The 10,409-nt window shown below is 63.4% G+C and carries 12 protein-coding genes; 8 read left to right on the top strand and 4 right to left on the bottom strand.

The annotated features are described in order from the left end of the window. Positions 1 to 115: 115 nt before the first annotated feature. The 3 genes from R2B70_RS01560 to R2B70_RS01550 all read right to left on the bottom strand — a co-directional run bounded on the left by R2B70_RS01560 (position 116) and on the right by R2B70_RS01550 (position 1,635). A complete protein-coding gene (locus R2B70_RS01560; protein ID WP_219142986.1) occupies positions 116 to 508 on the bottom strand; it encodes a DoxX family protein in 393 nt (130 codons plus the stop codon). A gap of 83 nt (positions 509 to 591) precedes the next feature. Further along, positions 592 to 1,278 (bottom strand): pirin family protein, encoded by a 687-nt coding sequence (locus R2B70_RS01555; protein ID WP_209795003.1) that lies wholly within the window; start codon positions 1,276 to 1,278, stop codon positions 592 to 594. Between the two features lie 30 nt (positions 1,279 to 1,308). Continuing rightward, positions 1,309 to 1,635, bottom strand: a complete 327-nt coding sequence (locus R2B70_RS01550; RefSeq protein ID WP_042074523.1) for a hypothetical protein — start codon at positions 1,633 to 1,635, stop codon at positions 1,309 to 1,311. Positions 1,636 to 1,899: 264 nt separating this feature from the next. On the opposite strand from R2B70_RS01550, the gene R2B70_RS01545 reads away from it, so the two are divergent. Further along, positions 1,900 to 2,814, top strand: coding sequence for a LysR family transcriptional regulator (locus R2B70_RS01545; protein WP_042074520.1), 915 nt, complete (start codon positions 1,900 to 1,902; stop codon positions 2,812 to 2,814). Positions 2,815 to 3,257: 443 nt separating this feature from the next. Further along, the gene (locus R2B70_RS01540; protein ID WP_042074518.1) at positions 3,258 to 4,022 is read left to right on the top strand and encodes a helix-turn-helix domain-containing protein; all 765 of its coding nucleotides are present in this window, start codon (positions 3,258 to 3,260) and stop codon (positions 4,020 to 4,022) included. Positions 4,023 to 4,176: 154 nt separating this feature from the next. Here R2B70_RS01540 and R2B70_RS01535 read toward each other — a convergent pair whose 3' ends face one another. Next, the gene (locus R2B70_RS01535) at positions 4,177 to 4,962 is read right to left on the bottom strand and encodes a UTRA domain-containing protein (protein WP_216991519.1); all 786 of its coding nucleotides are present in this window, start codon (positions 4,960 to 4,962) and stop codon (positions 4,177 to 4,179) included. 172 nt (positions 4,963 to 5,134) lie between these two features. On the opposite strand from R2B70_RS01535, the gene R2B70_RS01530 reads away from it, so the two are divergent. The 6 genes from R2B70_RS01530 to R2B70_RS01505 are packed head-to-tail and all read left to right on the top strand — an operon-like array spanning position 5,135 to position 10,405. Then, positions 5,135 to 6,181 (top strand): ABC transporter substrate-binding protein, encoded by a 1,047-nt coding sequence (locus R2B70_RS01530; RefSeq protein WP_318163309.1) that lies wholly within the window; start codon positions 5,135 to 5,137, stop codon positions 6,179 to 6,181. A gap of 9 nt (positions 6,182 to 6,190) precedes the next feature. Beyond that, positions 6,191 to 7,024 carry an alkaline phosphatase family protein gene (locus R2B70_RS01525; protein WP_318162470.1) on the top strand — a complete coding sequence of 278 codons (834 nt, stop codon included), beginning with the start codon at positions 6,191 to 6,193 and terminating at the stop codon, positions 7,022 to 7,024. Next, a complete protein-coding gene (locus R2B70_RS01520) occupies positions 7,024 to 7,923 on the top strand; it encodes an ABC transporter permease (protein WP_318162469.1) in 900 nt (299 codons plus the stop codon). The genes R2B70_RS01525 and R2B70_RS01520 overlap by 1 nt, the downstream gene beginning before the upstream one ends. After that, complete coding sequence (locus tag R2B70_RS01515) at positions 7,916 to 8,692, top strand: ABC transporter permease (protein WP_318162468.1); 777 nt, start codon at positions 7,916 to 7,918, stop codon at positions 8,690 to 8,692. Before R2B70_RS01520 ends, R2B70_RS01515 begins: the two co-directional genes overlap by 8 nt. 6 nt (positions 8,693 to 8,698) lie before the next feature. Next, positions 8,699 to 9,706: an ABC transporter ATP-binding protein gene (locus R2B70_RS01510; RefSeq protein WP_318162467.1), complete on the top strand. Its 1,008-nt coding sequence runs from the start codon at positions 8,699 to 8,701 to the stop codon at positions 9,704 to 9,706. Positions 9,707 to 9,745: 39 nt separating this feature from the next. After that, the gene (locus tag R2B70_RS01505; RefSeq protein ID WP_318162466.1) at positions 9,746 to 10,405 is read left to right on the top strand and encodes an HAD family hydrolase; all 660 of its coding nucleotides are present in this window, start codon (positions 9,746 to 9,748) and stop codon (positions 10,403 to 10,405) included. Positions 10,406 to 10,409 lie beyond the last annotated feature (4 nt).

Below are 10,409 nucleotides of genomic sequence, written 5' to 3'. Positions count from 1 at the left end.
TGTTGCCCCGGAACGGGGCGCCGTCACACAAATGCCATAGGCCCGCGAACGGGCATAAAAAAGCCGGTGCTGGGCACCGGCCAAAAGGCGTTGGAAAACTCGAACTTGCGGGGTATTACCAGTTCTTGCCGAGGCGGGCATCCAGGCTGAAGGCCCCTGCACCGGCCGCCGCCAGGGCCAGGAAGCCACCGGCCACGGAGAGGTTCTTCATGAACATCAGCATCTGCATCTGATCCGCAGGCTGATAGTGGAAGATGAAGGCCGCCATCAGGGTGAAACCGGCCAGCAGCACGGAGAGGCTGCGGGTAAACAGGCCCAGCACGATGGCGAGGCCGCCACCCAGCTCCAGCAGGATCACCAGGGGCAACATGAACCCGGGCACGCCCATGGCTTCCATATAGCCCTGGGTACCGGCGTAACCGCCGATCTTGCCCCAGCCTGCCATCACGAACATCAGCGCCAGCAGTACACGACCCACCAGCAGTGCCACATCTTTCATCTTGTCCATCGTCAGATTCCTTTGCTTACCATCATGGTATTAACAGTGTAAGAGCTAATTGTTAACTCATTCATTTCGCCGAGATTTATCTATCAAGGCAGATCAAACAGCAGGGCTTCACTCTCGCTCGAAGCCTTGAGCACCCAGGACGACTCGTCACGGCTGAGCAGGCCGTCGCCGGGTCGGGCAGCCAGACCGTTGCCAGTCAGCTCCCCTGAAATCATATGCAGGTAACCATGACGTCCTTGCAATGCCCACTCGAGGGTCTCCCCTTCGGCGAGCTGCAGCCGCCATACCTTGGCCTGCTGGCGGATCCTGAAGGATCCTGCCTCGCCATCCGGCGACGCCACCAGCGTCATGCCGGGTTTGCTTTCGATCTTCTTCTGCTGATAACCGGGAGTCGTGCCGTGTTCGTTCGGCTCGATCCAGATTTGCAGCAGGGAGAGCGGCTCGGTGTGCGAGGGGTTGTACTCGCTGTGCCGGATGCCGGACCCTGCGCTCATCAGCTGGAAATCCCCCGCCGGGATCTGCTCGGCGTGGCCGAGGCTGTCCTTGTGCTCTATGGTGCCGCTCAGCACGCAGGTGAGGATCTCCATGTTGGCATGAGGGTGGGTCGCGAAACCGCCACCCGGCGCCACCAGATCCTGGTTGATGACCCGCAGGGCCGAGTGCCCCATCCATTCCGGGTCATAGTAGTGACCGAAGGAGAAGCTGTGACGGGCGTCCAGCCAGCCAAAGTTGGCCTTGCCCCGTGCTTCTGCGGCTCTCAATTTCATCATGGTGTGCTCCTCACTGACCAATGTGGTTCATTAACGCTGGCGGCCGTCACCCAGACCGAAGGGGATGCGGTAGCTGCTGCTCTCGTCGCCCAGGCTCACCGTCAGGTTGCCCTGAGTGCGGCTCGGGATCTGCACCTGCTGTGTGCCCATCAAGCTGGCGTGAACGGAGGCCAGCAGATCACCGGACTCGTCGCGCACCTCCAGCATGGGGTTGGCCTTGCCATCCATCGCGGCGGTAGCGCTCCAGTTGACGAACAGCACGCCAGGGGCGGCGTTGAAGTCAGCCGGCACGGAGGCCTGGGCAACACCTGCGGTCATCAGGCCTGCAACGGCCAGCATCTTGATTACGTTTTTCATGTTCTTTCACTCTCTTGGTTTTTGTGTCATTGCCAAGGCCGCTGTGGCCCGAATCAATGCATCCATGCAAGAGATCATTCAAATACTATGTTGTTCTTTCACCGACATCAGACATCGCTCTTTGTGATGTCTCAGCCCGGAACTACCTTTTATTTGGCCGCTTGGCCTTCCTGCCTAAGCGTTGGTTGAATATTAAAGTGGCTTGCCATAAGTTGTTAGCGAGATAATCTGGTAAACACATTCAAAAAAATTGAAGGTTTGGATATGGCCAAGGAATCGAACAAGGAGCGGGCGCTGACCCTGGAGGCGATCCGGGTGCTGGATGCCATCGATCGCCGTGGGAGCTTCGCGGCGGCGGCCGACGAGCTGGGCAAGGTCCCCTCCGCCCTGAGCTACACGGTGCAGAAGCTGGAGGACGAGCTGGACGCCATGCTGTTCGATCGCAGCGGCCACAGGACCAAGTTCACCCCGGCCGGGCGCATGCTGCTGGAGCGGGGCCGGGTGCTGCTGGACGCGGCCGAGCACCTGGTGGGGGAGACCCGGGCCCTGGCCCGGGGCTGGGAGACCGACATCACCATCGCCGTCGACGCCCTGGTCCCCCTGCAGGCGCTCTACCCCCTGGTGGAGCGGCTGGCCGAGCTGACGGATACCCGGTTGCGACTGCGGGCCGAGGTGCTGGCCGGCAGTTGGGAGTGTCTGGAGGATGGCCGCGCCGACCTGCTCATCTCCTCCCTCAACCCCGACATCACCCTGACCGGCATCAAGCATCAGCCGCTGCAGGAGGAGGTGATGCTCTACGTCGCCCACCCGGATCACCCCCTGCACCTGGAGCCCGAGCCCCTGGCGGACGAGACCCTGCGCCGCCATCGCGCCATCGCGGTGGCCGACACGGCACTGCGCAAGCCGGTGCTCACCTATCGCCTGCTGGACAAGCAGCCGCGCCTTACCGTCAGCACCATGGGGGAGAAACGGGACGCCCTGCTGGCGGGGCTCGGCATCGGCACCATGCCGCAGAGCTGGATCGAAGAGGACATCAAGGCGGGCAGACTCAAGGTGATCAGCCCCGAGTATCGCCACCAGATCCAGGTCGTGCTGGCCTGGCGGCGGGACACCATGGGCAAGGCCAAGAGCTGGCTGGTGCGGGAAATCCCCAAGCTGTTCCCCTGCAAGGGGGAATAAGGGCCTGTCTCCCGGGGTCGGTGGCGCAGGAAGCGCCAAAACTGCGCCTCTTTCTTGACGGCGGGCTCAGATTCGGGGAAAAGAAAAAAAGCGGACCTCTTGCGAGTTCCGCTCAATGCCAGGAAAGAATAAAACCTTGCGGTTAAAAAAACCCTTAAATTGGAAGCAAACAATCGTTTTCTCAACCAGGAAGGTATTGAATCCGATTCGTGTTGAATTATGTGCGATGTAATATGCATCACCAGCAAAATGTTGAAAGGTTGAAGGATATGCACCACCGAGTGTCACTTTCTGCCACCTTGCACCACAACTGGTCAGGCCATTTCAGCCGTCATCACCGGGTTACTCTCCTCTGGTTTTTCTAGGTGTCAAAAATTGAGCCCAATACAGACAAACCACTCATTTTCTGACACGACTAAAAATGCAGATAAAGGAATAGTTGCATGACCTACAGCCAGACCCTGGCCAATCACATCCTCGACACCCTGAAGAAGACGCTCACCGACAAGGGGATCCGCTACCAGACCCTGGCCGAAGCCATGGGGGTTTCCATCGCCACCGTGAAGCGCATGATGAACAAGCCCTCCCTGCCATTCGACACCCTGCTGGAGATCTGCCACCTGGTGGGGCTCTCGTTCGAGGAGCTGCTGGATCGCACCCAGGATGCCCAGAGCCGGCGCGCCGTCTTCACCCAGGAGCAGGACGAGGCATTCCACAAGGAGCCCGGGCTCTACGCCTTCCTCGCCAACATCTTCTGGCGCGACAAGACCCTGATCGATCTCAAGCGGGAGTACGGCCTGACCGACGCCTCCTGCTACCTCTATCTGCGCAAGCTGGAGAAGCTCGGCATCCTGCAGCTCGGCATCGACAACAGCTACCACTTCCTCATCAGCGAGCGGATCAGCTTCGAGCAGCACAGCCGCTTCGCCCGCCAGCAGGCGCGCCAGGCCATGTCGGTGCTGGGGGACTATCTGGTGGAAAACATGCACAAGCCCAACAACTACATGGCGCTGTGCCAGCTTCACCTGGACGAGCCCGAGGCCATGGCACTGATCGATCGCATGAAGGAGTACTGGCACCAGGAGCTCAAGCTCAACCGTCCCGCCATCGGCCAGCGGGAGGGCAGCAAGACCTACACCATGTCCCTGCAACTGGCGGACTGCGGCTACCAGAGCTTCGACGATCTGATCCCCAACATCGACAACTGATCCCGGCGGATCCTGCGGGATCCGCGGCGCTGGCGGCCCGCTACTCGGCAAGTTGAACTGGCTGCGATCTGATCTGCCCAAGACCGGTTGTACCGCCCGGGTATCGAGGCAGATGCGAATGGCCACTGTGCCCGTCAGTGCTCTGGCTATTTCCCTAATCGGCGAGCTGGGTTTGCTGCAGCTTGCCTGCGAGCGGCTGCAACACCCGTGTATCCAGACAGATGCGAATGGCATCCGGCCGCCAGTGCTCGATATCGCAATCCACCAGCGTTCCCCGCTCGTCGTAGTTGACCCGCACCAGTCTGAGCACGGCGCTCCCCTCCGCCAGATTGAGGGCGCGGGCTATCTCTCCCCGCGCCGCCGAAGGGGTGATCTCGAGACTGGCCCCGCCCTGGCCTATGCCATAGCGCTGCCGGTAGAGCTCGGTGAGGGAGTCCGCCAGGGGGGCGTTCGCGATATCGGGAAAGCGGCTCGCCAGCAGGTGGTGGCTGACGTGCAGCACGGGGCGGCCGTCGATGAAACGCAGGCGGCGGATTTCATAAAGCGGCGTGAAGGGGGCCAGCCCCATCCGGCTGCACAGCTCGCTGCTGGCAAGCGCCTTGCCGTGGGCCAGCACCCGGGTCTCGGCGGTGCGCTGCTGCTCGCCGATCCACTGGTGAAAGTGGGTGTGGATGGCGGGGTCATAGGTGAGCCTGGGCGGCGCCACAAACCAGCCGCGCCGCTCGGCACGGTAGATGAGGCCGTCCGCTTCCAGGCTGGAGAGCGCCTCCTTGATGGTGATGCGGGTGGTGGCGAAGCGCTCGCTGAGCGCCCGCTCGGCGGGCAACTGCTGCCCCGGGACCAGTTGGCCGCTGCCGATGTAGCGGCGCAAGGTCCGGCAAATCTGTTCGCACTTGGAGGGGATTCGGCTGTCGGTCACTGTCAGGTTCCTGTCGCTCATGGCTGGCATAGACCAGCGGCTGTCACCCGGAGTTGTACCCCCGCGGGATGACAGCCCGGTGACAGGTCGACATGTCATCAAATTGCCATCAAAGCGCCCCGCCACCGTCATATTCCCCCTCTAGCATCCCTCTCGAACCTTAACTGACCTAGTCCAGAGGGATGGGATGATGATGAAAAGCGTGATCGCAAGTGCACTGGCCCTGGCGGCCATCAGTCAGCCGCTCTATGCAGCCGAGAATATCGCGGATCTGGAAAAAGCCGCCCGCGGCGAAGGCCAGCTCCAGAGCGTCGGCATGCCCGACAGCTGGGCCAACTGGAAGGACACCTGGCAGCAGCTCGGCAGCCTCTACGGCATCAAGCATCAGGACACCGACATGAGCTCGGCCCAGGAGATCGCCAAGTTCGCCGCCGAGAAGGCCAACGCCACCGCCGACATCGGCGACGTGGGCGGCGCCTTCGGTCCGGTTGCGGTCAAGCAGGGGGTCACCCAGCCCTACAAGCCCTCCACCTGGGCTGACATTCCCAACTGGGCCAAAGATGCGGACGGCCACTGGATGCTGGCCTATACCGGCACCATCGCCTTCCTGATCAACAAGGATCTGGTCAAGGCCGCCCCCACCAGCTGGCAATCCCTGCTGGGCGGCGACTACAAGGTGACCCTGGGTGACGTGGGCGTGGCCTCCCAGGCCAACAACGGTGTGTTGGCGGCGGCCTACGCCACCGGCGGCAGCGAGAAGAACCTCAAGCCCGCGCTGGAGCTGTTCGGTCAGCTGGCCAAGCAGGGCCGCCTGTCGCTGAACGACCCGACCATCGCCAACATCGAGAAGGGCGAGGTGGAAGTGGGGGTGCTGTGGGACTTCAACGCCCTGAACTACCGCGACCAGATCGACCCCAAGAAGTTTGATGTGGTGATCCCGAGCGACGGCTCCGTCATCGCCGGCTACACCACCATCATCAACAAGTGGGCCAAGAACCCCAACGCCGCCAAGCTGGCCCGTGAATACATCCTCTCCGATGCGGGGCAAATCAACCTGGCCCGTGGCTACGCCCGCCCCATCCGCAGCAACGTGACCCTGCCGGATGACGTCAAGGCCAAGCTGCTGCCTGCCGAGCAGTATGCCAATGCCAAGCCGGTGCAGGATCATGCCGCCTGGGAACAGAGCTCCAAGGCCCTGCCGCGCCAGTGGCAGGAAACCGTCATGATCAACATGCAGTAAGGAAATCCAGTGCAACACAAGGTGATAGTGGTACTTGTGGATGGTCTGGCAGCCGAGGTAGCCCACTGCATGGGCTACCTCGGTGGCATGGTGGAGGCGGGGCGGGGCCTGCATACGACCCTGAATGCCGCCCTGCCATCCCTCTCCCGGCCTCTCTACGAGTGCATCCTGACCGGCGTGCCGCCGGTGGCGAGCGGCATCACCCACAACGGGGTGAGTCGCCTGAGCCTGCATGACTCCATCTTCCATCTGGCCCGCGCCGCGGGCAAACGCACCGCGGCCGCGGCCTACTACTGGGTGAGCGAGCTCTACAACCAGAGCCCCTGGCTGGCGGCCCGCGATCGCTTTACTCATGACGAGCAGCTGCCGATCCAGCACGGCTGCTTCTACTGGGATGACGCCTACCCCGACAGCCATCTGCTGATGGACGGCGAGTGGCTGCGCAGCCAGTACGACCCCGATTTTCTGCTGATCCACCCGATGGGGGTGGACGATGCCGGCCACAAGTGTGGCCTCGATTCCCGCCAGTACCGCAATCAGGCGCGCCGCATGGACAGCCTGCTGGCCGATCTGCTGCCCCAGTGGCTGGCAGAGGGGTATCAGGTGGTGATCACCTCGGACCACGGCATGAACAACGACCTGAGCCACGGCGGCACCCTGCCCGAAGAGCGCGCGGTGCCGCTCTGGCTGTTTGGCGATGCCTTCGTCGAGCGCTGGCCGGATGGGGTGGCGATCGCCCAGACCCAGCTCTGCGCCCTGATGGCCGACCTGCTGGGGGTTCCCCACGACAAGCCAGCAGCGCCACCGCTGCTCAAGTCCGCCTTTATGCGCGAGGTGCACTGATGATGCCTGCAACCACCGAGATCCTCGTGGATCAACCCGTGGCAACCAAGCACAAGGTGCGCCGCCACTGGCTGCCGGCCCTGGTGCTGCTGCCGTTTATCCTGCTGATGATCCTGTTCCAGCTCGCCCCCATGGTGTGGGTGCTGGTGGGCAGTTTCCAGACCCCGGATGGCTGGGGCATCGACTACTATCGGGAGATTTTGAGCTCCCCCTTCTACCTGCAATCCTTCGGCAACTCGCTGCGCATCGCCGGTATCGCCAGTCTGGCGGGGCTTGCCATCGGCACGCTCGGGGCGGCAGCGCTGCGTCACAGCGGCGAGCGGGTCAAGCGGGGGCTGCTGGCCTTCGTCACCATGACAGCCAACTTCAGCGGGGTGCCACTCGCCTTTGCCTTCATCATCGTGCTCGGCATCAACGGCGCCCTTACCCTGCTGCTGAAATCCTGGGGCCTCATCGACGGCTTCAACCTCTACTCGGGCTCGGGCCTTATCCTCATCTACACCTACTTCCAGATCCCGCTGGCCCTGCTGCTGCTCTACCCGGCGTTCGACGCGCTGCAGGATGAGTGGCCCCAGGCCGCCGCCCTGCTCGGCGCGAGCAAGGGGCAGTATGTGTGGCACGTGGCGCTGCCGGTGCTTACCCCGGCGCTGCTCGGCACCCTGATCATCCTGTTTGCCAACGCCGTGGGGGCCTATGCCTCCGCCTACGCCCTCACCACAGGCAACTTCAACCTGGTGACTATCCGGGTGGCGAGCCTGGTCTCCGGCGACATCTTCCTCGAGCCCAATCTGGCGGCGGCACTGGCGGTGATCCTGATGGTGCTGCTGGGGGTGGTGACGGCCGCCAACCAGTGGCTGCTGAAGAAGAGCTATCTGAACAAGGGGCAATCCCATGCATGATCTGCAACCAAGCTGGCCGCGCTGGGTGCTGGGGACCCTGGTGGCCACCCTGCTGCTGCCGCTGCTGGCTACCTTTCTCTACTCCATCTCCACCCGCTGGGGGGCGACCCTGCTGCCGGACGGCTTCACCCTCGACTGGTATCTGAAGCTCTGGGGCGACCCGCGCTTTCTCGCGGCCTTTGGCCGCAGCCTGCTGGTCTGCTTCGCCACCCTGCTGCTGGGGACCCTGGTGCTGGTGCCCACCGTGCTGGTGGTGGCCTACTACTTCCCAAGGCTGGATCCCTGGATGAACCTGCTGATCCTGCTCCCCTTCGCGGTGCCGCCCGTGGTCTCCTCGGTGGGGCTGCTGCAGATCTATGCCGACGGCCCATTGCCCATCATAGGCACGCCGTGGATCCTGGTGGGCACCTGGTTCACCGTGGTGCTCCCCTTCATGTACCGGGCACTGGCCAACAGCCTGCAAGGGGTGCCGCTGAAAGATCTGATGGATGCCGCCCACCTGCTGGGGGCGAGCAGTGGCCGCGCCTTCCTGCTGGTGGTGATCCCCTGCCTGCGCAAGGGGCTGCTGGCGGCGCTGTTTCTGTCGCTCTCCTTCCTGCTCGGCGAGTTCGTGTTTGCCAACATGCTGGTGGGCACCCGCTACGAGACCCTGCAGGTCTACCTCTACAACATGCGTGCCACCTCGGGGCACTTCACCAGCGCCCTGGTGATGAGCTACTTCCTGCTGACCCTGCTGCTCACCTGGGCGGCCAACAGATTTCATCGGTGAATCAACATGTTCCATCTAGAAGTGAATCAACTGCACAAATCCTACGGCGACACCAAAGTGTTTGAGGGGATCGAATTCGGCATTCGCAAGGGGGAGCTGGTGACCCTGCTCGGCCCCTCCGGCTGTGGCAAGTCCACCCTGCTGCGGGCGCTGGCCGGGCTCACCCCGGTGGATGGTGGTCAGGTGCGGGTGGCCGGTGAAGACATCACCTGGCAGGAACCCCAGAAGCGGGGCATCGGCATGGTGTTCCAGAGCTATGCGCTCTTCCCCAACATGACGGTGTGGGACAACGTCGCCTTCGGCCTCAAAATGAAGCCCCAGCCGGGACGGGATCTCGCCGCCAGCGTGCAAGAGGCGCTGGAGCTGGTGGAGCTGACCGGTTTCGAGCGCCGCTATCCGAGTGAGCTATCCGGCGGCCAGCGCCAGCGGGTGGCGCTGGCCCGGGCTTTGGTGGTACGGCCAAGGATCCTGCTGCTGGACGAGCCGCTCTCGGCGCTGGATGCCCGCATCCGCCGCAGCCTGCGCCAGCAGATCCGCGAGATCCAGCAGCGCCTTGAGCTCACCACCCTCTTCGTGACTCACGATCAGGAGGAGGCGCTCACCCTGTCGGACCGGATCTTCCTGATGAACAAGGGATCCATCGTGCAGAGCGGCACGCCGGAGGAGATCTACACCAGACCCGCCAGCGAGTTTGTGGCGGGCTTTATCGGCAACTACAACCTGCTCGGCGCCGAGCAGGGCAAGTCGCTGTTCGGCCCCCGTTTTCAGGGCAAGCTGGCGCTGCGACCGGAGTCCATCACCCTGCTGCCCGCCGGGGCGACCAGCAGCGAGCCCAGCCTGCCCGGCATCGTTCGCCAGCAGCAGCTGCTCGGCAACGTCATCCGCTATCAGGTGGAGTGCGAGGCGGGGCTGTTGACGGTGGACTGCCTCAACCGCTCGGCCCGGGATCTGTGGCCGGTGGGCGGCGCCGTGACCCTGGCGGTGGCCCGGGATCAGCTCTGTGAGGTAGCATGACGTCGCATTTCATTTCCATTTTCACTGCGAGGAGCGCCCATGGCACTGGCACTGTTTGATCTGGACGAGACCCTGATTGCCGGGGATTGCGCCAGCCTCTGGCTGGAGTACATGGTGGCCGAGGAGCTGGCCCCGGCGGGCATGATAGCCGAGGAGCAGGCCATGATGTCCCTCTACCACCAGGGCAAGATGGACATGCACCAGTACATGGCCTTCACCCTGCAGCCGCTGGCGGGCAGGTCGCGCCAGTGGCTGGATCAGCAGTGCCGCCACTTCGCCGAGCAGGTGCTGCGCGAGCGCCTCTACCCCGAAGGGCTGGCGCGCATCGAGTGGCACCGGGAGCGGGGCGACGAGCTGGTGCTCATCTCCGCCTCCGGCGAGCATCTGGTGGCCCCCATGGCAAAGATGCTGGGAATGGATCACTGCGTCGCCATCCTGCTCGACGAGGAGGACGGAGGGCTGACCGGCCAGACCCGCGGCACCCTGAGTTTTCGCGAGGGCAAGGTGGCCCGCATCAACCAGCTCTTTGCCGGGCGGAACAATCCCTGGCAGGGGAGCTTTGGCTACAGCGACTCCCACAACGATCTGCCCATGCTGCGGGCGGTGACCCATCCCCATGCGGTCAATCCTGCTCCCGCGCTGCGCCAGTGCGCCTCGGAGCTGGGCTGGCCCCTGCTCCACTGGTCCGGGCAGGCCTGACCCT

The organism is Aeromonas sp. XH (assembly GCF_033348475.1).
In the GTDB taxonomy this organism is placed as follows: Bacteria; Pseudomonadota; Gammaproteobacteria; order Enterobacterales; family Aeromonadaceae; genus Aeromonas; species Aeromonas sanarellii.
The sequence above is the reverse complement of the archived record's forward strand: the minus strand, read 5'-3'. Positions and strand labels throughout refer to the sequence as shown.

Excerpts from the sequence above, each read along its gene's own strand:
- R2B70_RS01545 (WP_042074520.1), top strand. The coding sequence starts at position 1,900 with ATGGCCAAGGAATCGAACAAGGAGCGGGCGCTGACCCTGGAGGCGATC.
- R2B70_RS01540 (WP_042074518.1), top strand. The coding sequence starts at position 3,258 with ATGACCTACAGCCAGACCCTGGCCAATCACATCCTCGACACCCTGAAG.
- R2B70_RS01530 (WP_318163309.1), top strand. The coding sequence starts at position 5,135 with ATGAAAAGCGTGATCGCAAGTGCACTGGCCCTGGCGGCCATCAGTCAG.
- R2B70_RS01535 (WP_216991519.1), bottom strand. The coding sequence starts at position 4,962 with ATGAGCGACAGGAACCTGACAGTGACCGACAGCCGAATCCCCTCCAAG.
- R2B70_RS01550 (WP_042074523.1), bottom strand. The coding sequence starts at position 1,635 with ATGAAAAACGTAATCAAGATGCTGGCCGTTGCAGGCCTGATGACCGCA.
- R2B70_RS01515 (WP_318162468.1), top strand. The coding sequence starts at position 7,916 with ATGCATGATCTGCAACCAAGCTGGCCGCGCTGGGTGCTGGGGACCCTG.
- R2B70_RS01520 (WP_318162469.1), top strand. The coding sequence starts at position 7,024 with ATGATGCCTGCAACCACCGAGATCCTCGTGGATCAACCCGTGGCAACC.
- R2B70_RS01505 (WP_318162466.1), top strand. The coding sequence starts at position 9,746 with ATGGCACTGGCACTGTTTGATCTGGACGAGACCCTGATTGCCGGGGAT.
- R2B70_RS01555 (WP_209795003.1), bottom strand. The coding sequence starts at position 1,278 with ATGATGAAATTGAGAGCCGCAGAAGCACGGGGCAAGGCCAACTTTGGC.
- R2B70_RS01560 (WP_219142986.1), bottom strand. The coding sequence starts at position 508 with ATGGACAAGATGAAAGATGTGGCACTGCTGGTGGGTCGTGTACTGCTG.
- R2B70_RS01510 (WP_318162467.1), top strand. The coding sequence starts at position 8,699 with ATGTTCCATCTAGAAGTGAATCAACTGCACAAATCCTACGGCGACACC.